The sequence below is a fragment of the Yinghuangia sp. YIM S09857 genome (assembly GCF_051388915.1).
Classification (GTDB): Bacteria; Actinomycetota; Actinomycetes; order Streptomycetales; family Streptomycetaceae; genus Yinghuangia.
On sequence record NZ_JBPKBH010000028.1, the window covers coordinates 1 to 17603 of the forward strand.

Annotated in this window: 11 protein-coding genes; 3 read left to right on the forward strand and 8 right to left on the reverse strand. The window is 70.5% G+C overall.

Annotated features, from left to right (window positions below):
- Positions 1-232: 232 nt before the first annotated feature.
- Together ACRX5S_RS37170 and dapA are read right to left on the reverse strand one after the other, a co-directional pair.
- Positions 233-1921 carry a ribonuclease J gene (locus ACRX5S_RS37170; protein WP_436777668.1) on the reverse strand — a complete coding sequence of 563 codons (1689 nt, stop codon included), beginning with the start codon at positions 1919-1921 and terminating at the stop codon, positions 233-235.
- 93 nt (positions 1922-2014) lie between these two features.
- A complete protein-coding gene (gene dapA / locus ACRX5S_RS37175) occupies positions 2015-2914 on the reverse strand; it encodes a 4-hydroxy-tetrahydrodipicolinate synthase (RefSeq protein WP_436777669.1) in 900 nt (299 codons plus the stop codon).
- Between the two features lie 1762 nt (positions 2915-4676).
- On the opposite strand from dapA, the gene ACRX5S_RS37180 reads away from it, so the two are divergent.
- On the forward strand, positions 4677-5225 hold the full coding sequence (locus ACRX5S_RS37180) for an N-acetyltransferase family protein (RefSeq protein ID WP_436777670.1): 549 nt from the start codon (positions 4677-4679) through the stop codon (positions 5223-5225).
- Between the two features lie 75 nt (positions 5226-5300).
- Positions 5301-6089 (forward strand): TetR/AcrR family transcriptional regulator, encoded by a 789-nt coding sequence (locus ACRX5S_RS37185; protein ID WP_436777671.1) that lies wholly within the window; start codon positions 5301-5303, stop codon positions 6087-6089.
- Positions 6090-6167: 78 nt separating this feature from the next.
- On the opposite strand, the gene ACRX5S_RS37190 is transcribed toward ACRX5S_RS37185, so the two are convergent.
- The 6 genes from ACRX5S_RS37190 to eccD all read right to left on the reverse strand — a co-directional run bounded on the left by ACRX5S_RS37190 (position 6168) and on the right by eccD (position 13273).
- Complete coding sequence (locus ACRX5S_RS37190; protein ID WP_436777672.1) at positions 6168-6614, reverse strand: hypothetical protein; 447 nt, start codon at positions 6612-6614, stop codon at positions 6168-6170.
- A gap of 13 nt (positions 6615-6627) precedes the next feature.
- Positions 6628-7389 (reverse strand): 4-hydroxy-tetrahydrodipicolinate reductase, encoded by a 762-nt coding sequence (dapB, locus tag ACRX5S_RS37195; protein WP_436777673.1) that lies wholly within the window; start codon positions 7387-7389, stop codon positions 6628-6630.
- A gap of 58 nt (positions 7390-7447) precedes the next feature.
- Positions 7448-8806: a M16 family metallopeptidase gene (locus ACRX5S_RS37200; RefSeq protein WP_436777674.1), complete on the reverse strand. Its 1359-nt coding sequence runs from the start codon at positions 8804-8806 to the stop codon at positions 7448-7450.
- Positions 8803-11052 (reverse strand): polyribonucleotide nucleotidyltransferase, encoded by a 2250-nt coding sequence (locus ACRX5S_RS37205; RefSeq protein ID WP_436777675.1) that lies wholly within the window; start codon positions 11050-11052, stop codon positions 8803-8805. Before ACRX5S_RS37205 ends, ACRX5S_RS37200 begins: the two co-directional genes overlap by 4 nt.
- Positions 11053-11355: 303 nt before the next feature.
- Positions 11356-11643, reverse strand: a complete 288-nt coding sequence (rpsO, locus tag ACRX5S_RS37210) for a 30S ribosomal protein S15 (RefSeq protein WP_436777757.1) — start codon at positions 11641-11643, stop codon at positions 11356-11358.
- A 184-nt stretch (positions 11644-11827) separates the two neighbouring features.
- Positions 11828-13273: a type VII secretion integral membrane protein EccD gene (eccD, locus tag ACRX5S_RS37215; protein ID WP_436777676.1), complete on the reverse strand. Its 1446-nt coding sequence runs from the start codon at positions 13271-13273 to the stop codon at positions 11828-11830.
- Positions 13274-13615: 342 nt separating this feature from the next.
- Here eccD and eccCa point away from each other — a divergent pair, with 342 nt between their 5' ends.
- Positions 13616-17590, forward strand: a complete 3975-nt coding sequence (eccCa, locus tag ACRX5S_RS37220; protein WP_436777677.1) for a type VII secretion protein EccCa — start codon at positions 13616-13618, stop codon at positions 17588-17590.
- The last annotated feature ends 13 nt before the right edge of the window (positions 17591-17603 follow it).

Here is a 17603-nt window from a genome sequence, read left to right on the forward strand (position 1 = left end):
GAAGACATCCAACCGGCGTCAGGCACCCCGAAGCCAACCGGCAACCCGGTCAACGTTTCCGGTCACAGCACTAGGCGGCACAGCAGGCGGCAGCGGCAGGCGTCCGGCAGCGCGGCACCGGGCCGGTGAAGCGTTCAGAGGCATGGCAAAGGGCCCGCGACGGTGAGTTGTCGCGGGCCCTGGGAGGTTGCGCGGGGCGGTCGCCAACAGATCCAGGCGTAGCCCCCGGAGGTCACACCTCGACAACCACCGGCAGGATCATCGGGCGGCGCCGGAAGGTGTCGCTGACCCACTTCCCGACGACACGCCGCACCTGCTGCTGCAACTGGTACGGCTCGGCCACGCCGTCCGCCGCCGCCTTGGTCAACACGTCCTCGATGCGCGGGATCACGTCGTCGAACTTGGCGTCGTCGATGCCCGAGCCGCGGGCGGTGATCTGCGGGCCGCCGACGACCTTCCCGGTCGACGAGTCGACCACCAGGAACACCGACACGAAGCCCTCGTCGCCGAGGATCCGGCGGTCCTTGAGCGAGGATTCCGTGACGTCGCCCACCGACAGGCCGTCGACGTACACGTACCCCGCCTGCACCTTGCCGGTGATCCTCGCGACGCCGTCGACCAGGTCCACCACGACGCCGTCCTCGGCGATGACGATGCGGTCCCGGCGTACACCCGTCTTGTGCGCGAGATCGGCGGCCGCCCGCAGGTGGCGCCATTCGCCGTGCACGGGCATGAAGTTGCGCGGCTTGGCGATGTTGAAGAAGTACAGCAACTCGCCTGCCGACGCGTGACCCGACACGTGCACCTTGGCGTTGCCCTTGTGCACGACGTTGGCGCCCCAGCGCGTCAGCCCGTTGATGACCCGGAAGACCGCGGTCTCGTTCCCCGGGATCAGCGACGACGCGAGCACCACCGTGTCGCCCTCGACGATGCGGATCTGCTGGTGGTCGCGATTGGCCATGCGTGACAGCGCGGCCATCGGCTCGCCCTGCGAACCCGTGCAGACCAGCACGACCTCGTCCGGGCGCAGGTCGTCCAGCGTCTTGACGTCGACGATCAGGCCCGCCGGCACCTTCAGGTAGCCGAGATCCCGGGCCACGCCCATGTTGCGGACCATCGAGCGGCCGACGAAGGCGACCTTGCGCTCGTACGCGTACGCCGTGTCGAGCACCTGCTGAATGCGGTGCACGTGGCTCGCGAAGCTCGCCACGATGATCCGCTGGTCCGCGTCCGCGAACACCCGGTCCAGCACGCCGGCGATGTCGCGCTCCGGCGGGATGAAGCCGGGTACCTCGGCGTTCGTGGAGTCGGCGAGCAGCAGGTCGATGCCCTCTTCACCCAGACGGGCGAAGGCCGGGAGGTCGGTCAGACGTCCGTCGAGCGGCAGTTGGTCCATCTTGAAGTCGCCCGTGTGGACGACCATGCCGGCCGGCGTGCGGATCGCCAGCGCCAGCGCGTCCGGGATCGAGTGGTTGACCGCGATGAACTCGCAGTCGAACGGGCCGAGCCGCTCGCGGTCGCCCTCGGAGACCTCAAGCGTGTACGGACGGATCCGGTGCTCGTTCAGCTTCGCCTCGATGAGCGCGAGCGTGAGCTTGGACCCGATGAGCGGGATGTCGCTCTTCTCGCGCAACAGGTACGGCACGGCGCCGATGTGGTCCTCGTGCGCGTGGGTGAGCACGATCGCCTCGATGTCGTCCAACCGGTCCCGGATGGCGGTGAAGTCCGGCAGGATCAGATCGACACCGGGCTGCTCCTCCTCGGGGAAGAGCACCCCGCAGTCGACGATCAGCAGCCGCCCGGCGTACTCGAAGACGGTCATGTTCCGGCCGATCTCGCCGAGACCGCCGAGAGGGATGACGCGCAGTCCGCCCTCGGGGAGTTCCGGGGGCGATCCGAGTTCCGGATGCGGATGACTCAAGTTCTCTCCTCGCCACGCGGGCGTCGTTTTCGGACGGCCCGCGCAAGTGATGCGTTCAAACCCGGACGGGTTGTGCTCCCGTCCGGGCACTTTCTAAATCTGTACCCCGCCCGCCGCGAGATCCTGCCTCAGCTGGGCGATCTGCTCCGCGGAGGCCTCGATCAGGGGCAGCCGGAGGGTGCCGGTGACGAGACCCTGCGCCGCGAGGGCGGCCTTGCTCAAAATCACACCTTGGGTGCGGAAGATTCCGGTGTAGACCGGCAGCAGCGTCTGGTGGATCTCGCGGGCCTTGGCGACGTCGCCGGCCGAGTACGCGTCCACCAGAGCACGCAGCTCGGGTGTCACAACATGCCCCACAACGCTCACGAAACCGACCGCGCCGACCGAAAGCAGCGGCAGGTTCAACATGTCGTCGCCGGAGTAGTACGCAAGATCGGTGCGGGCCATGACCCACGACGCCGCGCCGAGATCGGCCTTGGCGTCCTTGTTCGCCACAATGCGGGGGTGCTCCGCGAGGCGCACGATCGTTTCGGTCTCCAGCGCCACGGCGGTGCGGCCCGGGATGTCGTACAGCATCGCCGGCAGATCGGTCGCGTCCGCGACGCGGACCGTGTGGCGGTACAGCCCCTCCTGCGGAGGCTTGCTGTAGTACGGCGTCACGAGCAGCAGCCCGTGCGCTCCGGCCTTCGCGGCCTCCCGCGCCATCTCGACGCTGTGCGCCGTGTCATTGCTCCCGGCCCCCGCGACGACGAACGCGCGGTCGCCCACGGCCTCCACTACGGCCCTTACCAGAAGCGCTTTTTCGGCATCCGTGGTGGTCGGCGACTCGCCGGTGGTGCCGTTCAGAACCAGGCCGTCGTTGCCTGCGTCGACAAGATGCGCTGCCAGACGCTGCGCGGCGTCCAGGTCGAGCGCGCCCTCGGCATCGAACGGCGTCACCATCGCGGTGAGAACCCTGCCGAAAGGGGTCTGGGGGGTGGAGGTCGGAGCCATGCCCCAAACGGTACCCGGCCGGGTACCAACACGGCTGTATCGGCCCACATTCCGGTCCTCACCAGCGCGCCCTTCGGACTTTCCCGGAACCACTCCGACACCTCGTGCACACCGGACGGCGGTACGCGGCCCGCTGTGGGGCCGTCACCCTGGGACTGGATTCCAGCCATCAGCCGTTCCCGTCGGCGCGGCCTCCGTCTTGCCGCTCGCCGCTCACCCCGGACAGCAAGGGACCCCGGCGCTGCCTGCTCGGGGGTTCAAGCAGCGCCGAGGTCTTCTTCAGTATCAGGCACATGCGGGAAAAATGCCGGGTAATGACGCGAAAAAAGTTGTACGTCACCCTTTGTGCCGATTTGAGTACGCGCGGCATCCGGAACCGGGTTAACCTGCCGCACCACACGCGGCGGCCGAACGGACCGTCCTGAAACCGCCGCCGGCACCGCCGGGCGGACCAACAAGCCCGGCAATCCGCGCCCCTGCACGCCTAGCGGACGACCCACAACAGAGCCGACGCCTCCTGGCCCCACGTCCTGCTAGGCACGGTACGCCCCCAACACGACCCACGGGCCGATTCGCCCAAGCCCCCACCCCCGGGCGCGCCGCCACGCTCCGAGGCGCCGAGAAAAACACAACGACCCACAACGGTTTTGCGCACCCCCGACCAACTCCGCCCCCGATTCGGACATTCACCCAACAGGCAATTCCCCAATTCAGCGCAACCCCGAGCCCGTCATGCCCACAAACCGCCCAGCGACGACAGATCCCGACCCGCAACGCCGTCGGCCTTCACCTCCGCATCGGCCGACCATGCCGCCAGCCATCCTGGCGTTACCGTGGCGTGCCCGGTCGCTACGGATGCGGAATCTGTTGCTGGACCCGACCTATCGAGATGAGCGCAAACGCTGTCAACGGCCGGTTGGGCTGCCTGTGGGCGCGGCACTCGACGGACCGCTGGATGGGTTACCAGACGGGCTGTCGGACGCACCAGTCGGTGCGCCCGCGGCGCGGCCCGAGAACTGGACCGTGAGCCCCTTGTACGTGATCGAGCCAGAGATATCCGCTTCGAGAACCGTGGCGGCCACACGGTAGTAGCGGACAACCGTAACCGTTTCGCCCGACCGCAATTCCTTCGAGTCTTCGGGGCTTCGCCCGTCCTTGCAGGAGGCGTTCGGGCATGCCGTCAGGTCAACCACCAGACTGTAGGGCAGGAACCGTCCGTCACCTCCGTTGACCATCCGAACTCGGATCGCGAGACGCACTTCCCCGCCGCCGGAGGGTGCCCGTTCGGGAGCGATTTCCTCGACCGAAACCCTGACGCCGTCTGAGAATTCATGGTCAGTCTTGCCGTCTGTAGTCAGCTTCGGGGGCGAAGATCGCCCCGGGGGAGTCGATTGGCCTGGCGCGGGGTTGATGGTCGCCGTTCCCCCTGTAGTGGGTGCCTGCCCGGGAGGAGCCACGACGGAAGGGTCTAATCCTGAAGTGGCCGCGGCGGGTTTTTTGGGGGTGTCTTTGATGGTGGGGCCGACCATGCATCCGGTGGCGGTGAGTAGTAGTGCCGCGCAAGTGGTGGTTGTGCGCCACGTCCGGGCCCCCATCGTGCGTTCCTCTCGCCTGGCGGGATGCGTCGGGGACAGCGTGGCACGGGTGGTGGGGTCGCCGCCTCCCTGTGGGGCGTGTCGGGGGTGTTGCGTGTCGATCGGCAGACGTGGGGCGGGGATTCGCGGCAGAATCCGCAGGGCGTACTTTGTGTGAAGGAGACGGCATGGCGGACGTAAGTGTGCGAACCGCGCGGGGTGCGGACGGACCCGCGCTGGGGGTCGTCCAGTCCGCGGCGTGGCGCGCGGCGTATGAGGGGGTGTTGCCCGAGGCCGCGCTGGAGCCGTTCGACGCGGGGGTGTTGGGGGCGGGATGGGGGCACGCCGCCGCGCATCCGCCGTCGCGGCGGCACACGGTGTTGGCGGCGTGTGCCGGGCCGGAGCCGGTGGGGTTTGCCGCCGTGGTGCCCGCGCAGGATCCGGATCTGGACGAGACGGCCGCCGAGTTGAGCATTTTGGTGGTCGCGCCGGAGGAGCAGCGGAGCGGGCACGGATCGCGTTTGCTGGCGGCCGCGGTGGAGTACGCGCGGGGCGGCGGCGCCGGGACGCTCGTGATGTGGGTGCTGGAACCGGACGTCCCGCTGCGGGAGTTTCTGGAAGCCGCGGGCTGGGCCGCCGACGGGGCGCACCGCGAGTTGGAGTTGGACGAGAGCGGCGCGCAGCGCGTCCGGCAGTGGCGGCTGCACACGTCGTTGGCCGAGGTCGGGGACGACTGACGGGCGTGCCGACCGCGGAAAAAGTCGCGGCGATCACGCATTGAAGTAGTAAGACATGCGTCTTAACGTTGGCGCGTGACGCCGACCTCGAATCGCGCCCTGACGCGGGAGCGCCTGCTCCTGACCGCCGAACGCCTGTTCGCCGTGCACGGGATCGACGCGGTGTCGCTGCGCCAGATCAGCGTGGCGGCGGGGCAGCGCAACAACTCCGCGGCGCAGTACCACTTCGGTACGAAAGAGGATTTGATCCGGGCGATCTTCGCGTTCCGGTTGGCGACGATCAACCGGCGGCGCGAGGAGATGGTGGACGTCCTGGTGCGCGAGGGGCGCACGGGGGACCTGCGGGCGCTGACCGAGGCGATGGTGCGTCCGCTGGCGGAGCAGATCGACGGGGGCGGCAGTTTTTACGTGCGGTTCCTGGCCCGTGTGCACCAGCACGCGGGGGCGTCGGTGTACGCGCTGCCCGCGATGGGCGTGGAGGGCAGCTCCACGCGGATCGGCCGGATGATCGGTGGCGCGCTGATGCACCTGCCGGCGCTCGTACGGCGCAGCAGGCTCCAGTTGGGCGGGAGCCTGGCGGTGCACGCGACGGCCGACCGCGAGCAGCGCGTGCACGAGGGCATGCCAGAGGACGTACTGCCGCCGCTGGTCTTCGTCGCGGATCTGGTGGACGCGGTCGTGGGCATCTTCTCGGCGCCGGTCTCGGAGGAGACGGTGGCGTCGATCGTGAGCACAGGGTGTGTGGTGGAGGAGGGGTGGGACGCACTCCGCTCCCCCGGCCTTGCGGGGTCGGGTCCGGGCACTGTCGCCCCCACGCCGACCGTGTCCCCGGAGGGCTCGGCAGGCCGATTCGCGGCCGGGTAGGCGGAAGCCGAGGCCAGGGAACGGCGGGCCCTGCCGCGCGGGTCGTGGTGCGAGAGCAAGGCGGGACAAGAAGGCCCGTCAGGTCCGTTCGGCGCGATGAAGTTTGATGGCCTTGAGCATCGCCTTGCGGCCGCGCGCGTTGTCGCGGGCGTCGGAGTAGGCGACCGCCAGTCGGTACCACGTGCGCCAGTTGTCCGGGTCGGCCTCGGTCTCGGCCTTGCGTTTGGCGAAGATCTCGTCCGCGCTGGCGCGGTCGATGCGGCCGCCCGGGGTACGTTGCAGTTCGTCGGCGGGGAGTTCGCCCTCGGCCTCCAGTTCGCGGGCCAGTTGCTGCATGGTGAAGCCGAAGCGCAGCTCGCGCCAGATGTACCAGACGCCGATGACGGGGATGACGAGGACTCCGACGCCCAGCGCCATCATCGTGAGCCGGCCGTCCTTGATCGCGAGGACGCCGCGGCTGCCGACGAGCAGCACGTAGAAGACGAGGACGCCGATCAGGACGAGGGCGGTGACGCGTTGCTTCACGGGCGGGTTGTCCTCACGTCCGCGGGTCCAGGTCGAGGAAGTGCTCCAGCCCGAGCGTGAGGCCCGGGACGTCGCCGACGCGGCGCACGCCGAGGACGACGCCGGGCATGAAGGACGTGCGGTCGAACGAGTCGTGCCGGATCGTCAGCATCTCGCCCGCGTCGCCGAGCAGCACTTCCTGGTGCGCGACCAGGCCGCGCAGCCGGACCGCGTGCACCGGGATGCCGTCCACGCGGGCACCGCGCGCGCCGTCGGGGTCGTCGGTGGTGGCGTCCGGTACCGGCGGGAGGTCGGCGGCGGCGCGGGCCTCGGCAATCAGCTCGGCGGTACGCCGGGCGGTGCCGCTCGGCGCGTCCACCTTGTTCGGGTGGTGCAGTTCGACGATCTCGACCGACTCGTAGAAGCGCGCCGCCTTGGCGGCGAACTGCATCATCAGGACCGCGCCGATGCCGAAGTTCGGGGCGATCAGGACGCCGACCGACGGCGCGTCCGCGAGCCAGCCCCGGATGGTGCCGAGGCGGTCCGGGGTGAAGCCGCTGGTGCCGACGACGGCGTGGATGCCGTGGCGGACGCAGAACTCCAGGTTGCCCATGACGACGCCCGGGTGGGTGAAGTCGACGACGACCTCGGTGCGGGCCTCGGTGAGCAGGTCGAGCGAGTCGTCCTGGTCGACGCGCGCCACGAGCTCCAGCCCCTCGGCCGCCTCGACGGCGCGGCACGCCTCGGCACCCATGCGGCCCTTGGCGCCGATGACGGCGACCCGCAGCGCGCTCATGTCTCTTGCTCCTGTCTTCGCTGTCCGGCGCGCCCGCCGGTCGGGCGTCGCCGAGGGGTCAGGCGACCGCCCCGGCGAACGCGCCGGGATCGGGGAAGGGGCCGACCAGGGCCAGCGTAGGACGTGCCCCGAGGATGTCCCGCGCCACCTCCCGGACCTGCTCCGCGGTGACCGCGCCGATGATCGCGAGCTGCTCGTCGACCGAGAGGTGGTCGCCGTAGACCAGCTCGCTCTTGCCGATGCGGCTCATGCGGGACCCGGAGTCCTCCAGGCCCAGGACGAGCGAGCCGTGCAACTGGCCGATGGCCCGCTGGAGCTCCTCGTCGGTGATGCCGTCGGCGGCGACCTTGGCCAGTTCCTCGCGGCAGATGCGCAGCACCTCGTGGACCTTGTTGGGGAGGCAGCCCGCGTATATGCCGAACATGCCCAGGTCGGCGAAGGCGGAGGTGTAGGAGTAGACGGAGTACGCCAGGCCGCGCTTCTCCCGAATCTCCTGGAACAGCCGCGAGCTCATCCCGCCGCCCAGTGCCGCGTTGAGTACCGACAGCGCGAAGCGCCGCTCGTCGGAGCGGGAGACCCCGGGCATGCCCAGCACGAGGTGGGCCTGCTCGGTCGGACGCTCCAGGATGCGTGCGGTGCCTCCGCCGCGGACCGCCCGCTCGCCGCCCCGCGGGGCCGCGGGCAGCGCGTCGGTGTCGACCGCGACGTCCGCGAACGCCTTCCTGACCAGCCGCACGACCTTGTTGTGGTCGACGTTGCCGGCCGCCGTGACCACCATGTTCGGCGGCCGGTAGCGGCGCCGGTAGTAACCCGCGATCTGGGACCGCGTCAGGGCGTTGATCGAGTCGACGGTGCCCAGGACCGGGCGCCCGAGCGGCGCGTCCCCGAGCAGGGCCTCGGCGAACAGCTCGTGGACCAGGTCGCCGGGGTCGTCCTCGTTCATGGCGATCTCTTCGAGGATGACGCCGCGTTCGCTGTCGACGTCCTCGGCGCGGATCAGTGAGGCGGTCACCATGTCGGAGACCACGTCGATGGCCAGCGGCAGGTCGTCGTCGAGGACACGTGCGTAGTAGCACGTGTACTCCTTGGAGGTGAACGCGTTCATCTCGCCGCCGACGGCGTCCAGCGCCGCGGAGATCTCCAGGGCGTCGCGCTTGGCGGTGCCCTTGAACAGCAGGTGTTCGAGATAGTGCGTGGCGCCGGCCAGTGCGGGCGTCTCGTCGCGCGAGCCGATGCCGACCCAGATGCCGAAGGTGGCCGAGCGGACGCCCGGCATCGCCTCGGTGATGACGCGCAGCCCGCCGGGCAGGACGGTCCGCCGGACCATGCCGCCGTCCTCGCCCTTGAGCAGGGTCTTGGTAGAGCCCGGTCGCTGCGCGTACGCGGCGACCGGGCTCTTGGCTACCGTCCTGGTCACTTGGCGGAGTCGTCTCCGGCCTTGTCACCCGACGCGTCCGCGGCCTTGCCGTCGGCCGACTCGTCGCCCTCGACGACCGGTACCAGCGACAGCTTGCCGCGCTGGTCGATCTCGGCGATCTCGACCTGGACCTTGTCGCCGACCTTGACGACGTCCTCGACGTTCTCGACGCGCTTGCCGCCGGCCATCTTGCGGAGCTGCGAGACGTGCAGCAGGCCGTCCTTGCCCGGCATGAGCGACACGAACGCGCCGAAGGTCGTGGTCTTGACGACCGTGCCCAGGTAGCGCTCGCCGACCTCGGGCATCGTCGGGTTCGCGATCTGGTTGATCACGTTCCGCGCGGCCTCGGCCGAGGTGCCGTTGACGGCGCCGATGTAGATCGTGCCGTCGTCCTCGATGGTGATGTCGGCGCCGGTGTCGTCCTGGATCTGGTTGATCATCTTGCCCTTCGGGCCGATGACCTCGCCGATCTTCTCCACCGGGATCTTGACGGTGATGATGCGCGGCGCGAACTCGGACATCTCGTCCGGGACGTCGATCGCCTCGTTCATCACGTCGAGGATGTGCAGGCGCGCGTCCTTGGCCTGCTTGAGCGCGGCGGCCAGCACCGAGGCCGGGATGCCGTCGAGCTTGGTGTCGAGCTGGAGCGCGGTGACGAACTCCTTGGTGCCGGCGACCTTGAAGTCCATGTCGCCGTACGCGTCCTCGGCGCCGAGGATGTCGGTCAGCGTGACGTACTCCGTCTTGCCGTCGACGTCGTCGGAGATGAGGCCCATCGCGATGCCCGCGACCGGCGCCTTGAGCGGCACACCGGCGTTGAGCAGCGACATCGTGGACGCGCAGACCGAGCCCATCGAGGTCGACCCGTTGGAGCCGAGCGCCTCGGACACCTGGCGGATCGCGTACGGGAACTCCTCGCGCGTCGGCAGCACCGGCAGCAGCGCCCGCTCGGCGAGCGCCCCGTGGCCGATCTCGCGGCGCTTGGGCGAACCCACGCGGCCGGTCTCGCCGACCGAGTACGGCGGGAAGTTGTAGTTGTGCATGTAGCGCTTGCGCGTCTCGGGGTTCAGCGTGTCGATCATCTGCTCCATGCGGAGCATGTTGAGCGTGGTGACACCCAGGATCTGGGTCTCGCCGCGCTCGAAGAGCGCCGAGCCGTGCACGCGCGGGATGACCTCGACCTCGGCCGCCAGCGTGCGGATGTCGGTCAGGCCGCGGCCGTCGATGCGGACCTTGTCGCGCAGCACGCGCTGGCGGACCAGCTTCTTGGTGAGCGCGCGGAACGCACCGCCGATCTCCTTCTCGCGGCCCTCGAACTGCGGCAGCAGCTTCTCGGCGGCGAGGTCCTTGACGCGGTCGAGCTCGGTCTCGCGGGCCTGCTTGCCGGCGATGGTGAGCGCCGCGGACAGCTCGTCGGAGACGGCGGCGGACAGGGCCTCGAACACGTCGTCCTGGTAGTCCAGGAACACCGGGTACTCGGCGGTCTCCTTGGCGGCCTTCTCGGCGACCTGGAGCTGCGCGGTGCACAGGGCCTTGATGAAGGGCTTGGACGCCTCCAGGCCCTCCGCGACGATCTCCTCGGTCGGCGCGCCCGCGCCGCCGCGGACCAGCTCGATCGTGGAGGTCGTGGCCTCGGCCTCGACCATCATGATCGCGACGTCGCCGTCCGGCAGGACGCGGCCCGCGACGACCATGTCGAAGACCGCGCGCTCCAGCTCGGAGTGCGTCGGGAAGGCCACCCACTGGCCGTCGATCAGCGCGACGCGGACGCCGCCGATCGGGCCGGAGAACGGCAGTCCGGCCAACTGCGTCGACATGGAGGCCGCGTTGATCGCGACGACGTCGTACAGGTGGTCGGGGTTGAGCGCCATGACCGTCGCGACGATCTGGATCTCGTTGCGCAGGCCCTTCTTGAAGGACGGGCGCAGCGGGCGGTCGATCAGGCGGCAGGTGAGGACCGCGTCCTCGGACGGGCGGCCCTCGCGGCGGAAGAACGAGCCGGGGATCTTGCCCGCGGCGTACATGCGCTCCTCGACGTCCACCGTCAGGGGGAAGAAGTCGAGCTGGTCCTTCGGCCGCTTCGAGGCGGTGGTGGCCGACAGCACCATGGTGTCGTCGTCCAGGTAGGCCACCGCGGAACCGGCGGCCTGGCGGGCCAGACGCCCGGTCTCGAAGCGGATCGTACGGGTGCCGAAGCTGCCGTTGTCGATGACGGCTTCGGCGAAGGTCACATCGGTACCCTCCACAGGGCACCCTCCTCGTCGCAATCAAGGGAGTGCGCGACGTACGCGACGGGCCAGGCTCGGCCGGGCCGGTCTTCGATCGAAGCCACCGGGTCGGGTCCGGCCTGCGGACCGGGCCCCGGGGGCCACTACCGAGGACCGGCGCCTTGGGCCGACGCCTGTGCCGCGTGTGCGGCACTCCCGGTGGTTGAACTGCTTCGCGCGGCGCCGTGTGAGCCACGGCACCGCTGCGTCACAGCCTACAAAAACTGTGTCCTGATACGGCGAAGGAGCGGCTCGGAGAAAGCCGCTCCTTCACTGTGCGATTTAGCGAACGCCCGTCGAGCCGGCGCGGATGCCCAGGCGGGCGATCAGCGAGCGGTAGCGCTCGATGTCGACCTTGGCCAGGTACTTCAGCAGGCGGCGGCGCTGGCCGACGAGCAGCAGCAGGCCGCGGCGGCTGTGGTGGTCGTGCTTGTGCAGCTTGAGGTGCTCGGTGAGGTCGTTGATCCGGCGCGAGAGCAGCGCGATCTGGACCTCGGGGGAGCCGGTGTCGCCGTCCTTGGTGGCGTACTCCGTCATGATCTGCTTCTTCGTTGCGGCGTCGAGCGACACTGCGTGCTCCATTCAGGTGAGAGTGTGAGTGCCCCCGGTCTGCTTCACGGGGGAACTTCGGTGACTCACTGCGCACCGCCTGGGCCGGGCCCGGGACAGTCGTCCGCGGGAAAGATCCGGGCAGCACGCACACCGGGCGCAAAGGTCCGGGTGACACCACACTAGCAGGCCACGGTCGGGTGTCTCAGCCGGTGATGTTGCGCAGTGTGCTGTAGACGCCGAGGACCGCCAGGCAGACGGGCACCATGGCGGTCAGGAGCATGCCTTCGAGGATGTCCATCGCGCGACCCCAGAAGGGCGACAGGCCGCGGGCCGGGACGGTGACCGCGATCAGGCCGAGCAGCGCGCCGAACGCCGCGACGGCCCCGAAGATCCAGTGCGGCCGCTCGCCGTCGGGGAAGTCCGTGTGCAGGGTCAGTCCGGTCATCAGGAGCGCGAGCGACAGCGCGCCCGCGACCAGCAGCAGCGCGACCTGCGCGGTGTGGGAGAACAGCCGCGCGCGGGTCAGCAGCGCGACGCCCACGGCGCCGGTCAGGACCTGAGCCCATAGAGAGGAGGAGTAGCCGAGGACGACTGCCGAGCCCGCGACGACGGTCGCGCAGGCGCCCACCAGGCCGGTGAGGATCTGGTGCCCGGCGCGTGCCCGGGCGGCCAGGGCACTGTGGTCGACGGGGTCGTCGGCGCTCGCCCGCGCCGCCGCGGGCGCGTCCGGCGGCAGGAAGCCGATGGGCAGGCGGGCCAGGCGCAGCGACCATCCGGGCAGGAAGGCGACGGCGGCGAGGCCGGTGACGGCGGCGACCGCGGCTGCGTCTCCGGGCGAGGCGTCCGCGGCGATGAGGCCGAACGCGGTGCACATGCCCGCGGCGGCGGCCCCCGCGCCCGCGACGTACGCGGCGTTGCGTTGCGGCACCAGGACGGCGATCAGCGTCGACACCACCATGGCCGACGCGCAGGCGGCGAGGAACTGGACCCGTCCGGGGCCTTCGGCGGCGGGCGGGGCGACGATGCCGAGGCCCGCGTAGAAGGCGTTGGGCAGTGCGCCGAGGCCGAGGGCGGCCGCGGCGCCGGAGTCGTCGTACACCCGCGCGCGGACGCCGGCGACGACCGCGAGCAGCAGGGCGAGGGTGCCCGCGACGATGCCTGCGACGGAGTGCGGGTCGGCGGTACGCCACAGCGCGACCGGCGCCAGGCAGAGGAACGCCGCCGCGCCCGACAGCGCCGCGGTGCGCAGCAGTTCGGGCGACCACAGGCGCTGGTCGGCGGTCACCGACGAGGCCACCGCGTCGACCACGTCGTCGTAGACGGGGTCGGGCATCGAATCGGCGAGCGGTGTGAAGCGCAGTAGCGCGCCGTCGTGCACGGACTGGGCGCCGAGCCCGCGGGCGCTGTCCAGCACGCCGCCGTCGACGCGCATGAGGTGGAACCCGGTCGGGGCGCCCGCGGATTGGGCCTGGCCGGAGAGCCGCAGGATCTCCGGGTAGAGGTCGGCGAGTGGGACCTCCTCCGGCAGCGCGACGTCCACCCGGCAGTCCGGTGCGACGATCGTGACCCGGACCAGTCCGGTCGAGATGGTGACGGCGGAAGGGGCCGACGCGCCCGCTGTTCCGATCGTGCCGACTGCGGTACTCACCCGGCGGCTCCCCGTGGCTTCCGGTGTGGACGATGTCGCCGGGCGTGCTCCGCGGCCCGGCTGACGACGCACTCTAACGGACCGCGGAACGGCTCCGGGGCCTGCCGAACAAGGAAGTTACCGGAACCACGGCCGCCACCTGCGGACCTGTGGCGGTCGCGGCACCAACCAGTAGTATCGGCCATCGCCCCGGCGGGGCCGCCGAGTTCGGCGGCCGTCCGGGGAATGGAGACGACCCTGACGGGGTGGGTTGGTCCCAGTCCATCCATCCTGTCCGGACGCGGTTCCGCGCACCCGGTGTGTCCTGCGGTGCGAACACCAGGCGGATGGGGGATGGTTCGGGTGACCGTGGTGATCGTCAAGAGGCCGCCGAGGGTGTTCCCGCCCGCGGTGCCGTCCGACGAACTCGTCCTTGAGGCGCCCCCGGAGCTCGACCGGCCGCAGGAACAGGGCTGGATGAACAGCCTGATGCCGATGATGACCATGCTCGGCTCGGCCGGATTCCTGTTCATGCCGGGCGCGAGCAAGATGATGTTCGTGATGGGCGGCATGATGATGGTCTCGTCGCTCGCCATGGTGATCGCCAACATCGTGCGCGCCCGCCGGGGCAACAGCCCCGAGATGCTGGACGCGCGCCGCGACTACTTGCGGTACCTCGACCAGCAGCGCGTCAAGGTGCGCCGCACCGCGCGTCGCCAGCGTGGCGCCCAGTTGTGGACGCATCCCGCCCCCGAACAGCTCTGGTCGGTCGTCGCGGGCGGCCGACGGCTGTGGGAACGCCGGGCCGGGGACGCCGACTTCGGCCAGGTACGGCTCGGCACCGGCCGCCAGCGACTGGCCACCGCCCTGGTGGCGCCGCAGACCGCGCCGCTCGACGACCTCGAACCGCTGTGCGCCGAGGCGATGCGGCGTTTCCTGCTCACCCAGTCGATGCTGGACGACCTGCCGATGGCCGTGTCGCTGCGCTCCTTCTACCACCTGACGCTGTCGGGCGACGAAGAGACGGTGTACGGCGTGGCGCGCGCGATGATCGGCCAACTCGCCACCCTGCACTCCCCCGACGACGTACTGATCGTCGCCGCGGTGCACCGGTCCAAGCAGGCGCGCTGGGACTGGGTCAAGTGGCTGCCGCATGTCCAGCACCCGCGCGAGACGGACGGCGCGGGCGCGCTGCGCATGGTGGTCGACGACCTCGGCGAGGTCGAACGCCTGCTTGCCGACGAGCTGAACAACCGCCCGCGATTCGCCGCGACCGGCGCACCGGTGCTCGACCAGCCGCACGTCGTCGTGGTGCTGGACGGCGGCACAGTCCCGTCGGGGTCGGTGCTGGCCGGGACCGAGGGCCTTCAGGGCGTCACCGTCCTGGAGATCGTCGCGGGGGAACTGGACGAACTGCGCGGCGGGCTGGCGATCGTGGCCGAGCCGGACCGGCTCATCCTGGAGGCGGCGACGGGGACGGCGTACGAGGGACGCCCGGACGTCCTCGCGGCGCCCGACGCCGAGGCACTGGCCCGCGGCCTGGCACCGCTGCGCCTGTCCGGCGCGGACGGCGACGAACCCCTGCTGGCCAACCTCGACTTCACCGAGCTGATGGGCGTCGGGGACGCGGCGTCGGTCGACGTGACGCGCACGTGGCGCCCGCGCGCGCCGCACGACCGCCTGCGGGTGCCCATCGGGTTGGGCGAGGGCGGGGAGCCGGTGCTGCTGGACCTGAAGGAATCCGCGCTGGAGGGCATGGGCCCGCACGGCCTGTGCGTCGGGGCGACCGGTTCCGGCAAGTCGGAGCTGCTGCGCACGCTGGTGCTGGGGCTGGCGATGACGCACAGTTCGGAGATCCTCAACTTCGTGCTCGCGGACTTCAAGGGCGGCGCGACGTTCTCCGGGATGTCGGACATGCCGCATGTGGCGGCGGTCATCACCAACCTGGCCGACGACCTGACCTTGGTCGACCGGATGCGCGACTCGATCACGGGTGAGCTGACGCGGCGTCAGGAGCTGCTGAGGGCCGCGGGCAACTACGCCAACATCCACGACTACGAGCGGGCGCGTAACGCGGGGGCGGCGCTGGAACCGCTGCCGTCGCTGGTGATCATCATCGACGAGTTCAGCGAACTTCTCACCGCCAAGCCGGATTTCATCGACATGTTCATCCAGATCGGGCGAATCGGCCGATCGCTGGGCGTGCATCTGCTGCTGGCCTCGCAGCGGTTGGAGGAGGGGCGGCTGCGGGGGCTGGACACGTACCTGTCGTACCGGATCGGCCTGCGCACCTTCTCTGCGGCGGAGTCGCGGGCGGTGCTGGGGGTGCCGGACGCCTACCAGTTGCCGCCGGTTCCCGGTTCGGGGCTGCTCAAGTTCGACACTGAGTCGATGTCGCGGTTCAAGGCGGCGTACGTCTCCGGCCCGTACCGCAGCACGAGCCAGGGCGCCAGCCGTACGGGAGGCGCGCCGCAGCCTGTGCTCTTCACCAACGAGTGGACGCCCGAAGCCGCCTTCGTGCCCGCCCAGGCGCCTGTTCCGGCGCCTGGTCCCGTGCCCGACCCGTCCGACCCGGGCTCGTCCCCCGCGCTCGCCGACACGGTGCTCGACGTGATCGTGCGGCGGATGGCGGGCCAGGGGCCGCCGGCACACCAGGTGTGGCTGCCGCCGCTAGTTGAATCCCCCGCGCTGGACTCGCTGTTCACCTCGATCATGCCGCTGACCGCGACGCCGGACCGGGGTCTCGCGGCGGCCGGATGGGCGGGCAACGGACGGCTGACCGCACCGGTCGGCGTCGTCGACAAGCCGTTCGAGCAGCGCCGCGACCTGATGTACATCGACCTCGCGGGCGCCGCCGGGCACGTGCTGATCGTGGGCGGCCCGCGCAGTGGGAAGAGCACGCTCGCGCGTACTCTCATCGCTTCGCTTGCACTGACCCACACACCGGCCGAAGCGCAGTTCTACTGCCTGGACTTCGGTGGCGGCGGTCTGTCGTCGCTCAACGAACTCCCGCATGTCGGCGGCGTCGCGGGACGGTTGGACGCCGAGATGGCGCGCCGTATCGTCAGCGAGGTCGCCGGGATCGTGGATCGGCGAGAGGAATTGTTCCGCGCCCAGGGCATCGACTCGATCGCCACCTACCGGCAGCGCCGCGCGCGAGGGCAACTGCCGGACGAGCTCTGGGGCGACGTCTTCCTCGTCGTCGACGGGTGGATGACGGTCAAGAACGAGTTCGACGCACTGGAAGCCACGATCACCGAGATCGCCACGCGCGGGCTCGGCTACGGCGTGCACGTGGTGGTGACCGCGGGCCGCTGGCCCGAGCTGCGCCCCGCACTGAAGGACCAGATCCAAACGCGCCTCGAACTGCGGCTGGGCGAACCGATGGAGTCCGAGGTGGACCGTCGCATCGCGGTCAACGTGCCGACCGACGCGCCGGGACGCGGCCTCACGCCCGAGGGCCTGCACTTCCTGGCCGCGCTGCCGCGCGTGGACGGCTCCGGCGACCCGTCCGATCTGGCGGACGGGGCCGCGGACTTCGTCGCCCGGGTCAAGACGGCGTGGACCGCCCCGGCGGCGCCGCGCGTCCGCATGCTGCCGCGCCTGCTGCCGTACGAGCAGTTGCCGACCCCCGACACGGTCCCCGGCCGACCGGTCCCGGTGGGCATCGACGAAGCCGCGCTCGAACCGGTGTTCCTCGACTTCACCGCCGAGCCGAGCTTCGTGCTCTTCGGCGAGGGTGAGTCGGGCAAGAGCGGCTTCCTGCGTACGGTCGCCCGCGGCATCAGCGAGCGGTACACCCCCGCCGAAGCCCGCATCATCGCCGTCGACTACCGCCGTTCCCTGCTGGGCGCCGTTCCCGAGACGCACCTCCTCCACTACGTCGCCGCGGGGCCGGCCCTGGGACCCGCGGTCACCCAGGTCTGTGACTCCCTCAGCCGCCGCATCCCCGGCCCCGAGGTCACCCAGGAGCAACTGCGCAACCGCAGTTGGTGGTCGGCACCCGATGTCTTCTTCCTCATCGACGACTACGACCTGGTGGCCTCCTCCTCCGGCAACCCGCTCACGCCGCTCCTCGAATACCTCCCGCTCTCCCGCGACGTCGGACTGCACCTCGTCATCGCCCGCAGCTCCGGCGGCGCCAGCCGCGCCCTCTACGAACCGGTCATGCAAAAACTCCTCGACCTCGGCACCGGCGGCCTCCTCCTCTCTGGCAATCGCGACGAAGGCCCCCTGATCGGCGGCGTCCGCCCCACCCGACTCCCCCCGGGCCGAGGCCAATTGATCTCCCGCCGTCGAGGCACGCAAACGATCCAGACCGCCTGGCTCCCCCACTGACCCCCACCCGACG

What these genes read in the sequence shown, in the direction of transcription:
- dapA (WP_436777669.1), bottom strand. Translation starts at nt 2,914, where the DNA reads ATGGCTCCGACCTCCACCCCCCAGACCCCTTTCGGCAGGGTTCTCACC.
- ACRX5S_RS37180 (WP_436777670.1), top strand. Translation starts at nt 4,677, where the DNA reads ATGGCGGACGTAAGTGTGCGAACCGCGCGGGGTGCGGACGGACCCGCG.
- dapB (WP_436777673.1), bottom strand. Translation starts at nt 7,389, where the DNA reads ATGAGCGCGCTGCGGGTCGCCGTCATCGGCGCCAAGGGCCGCATGGGT.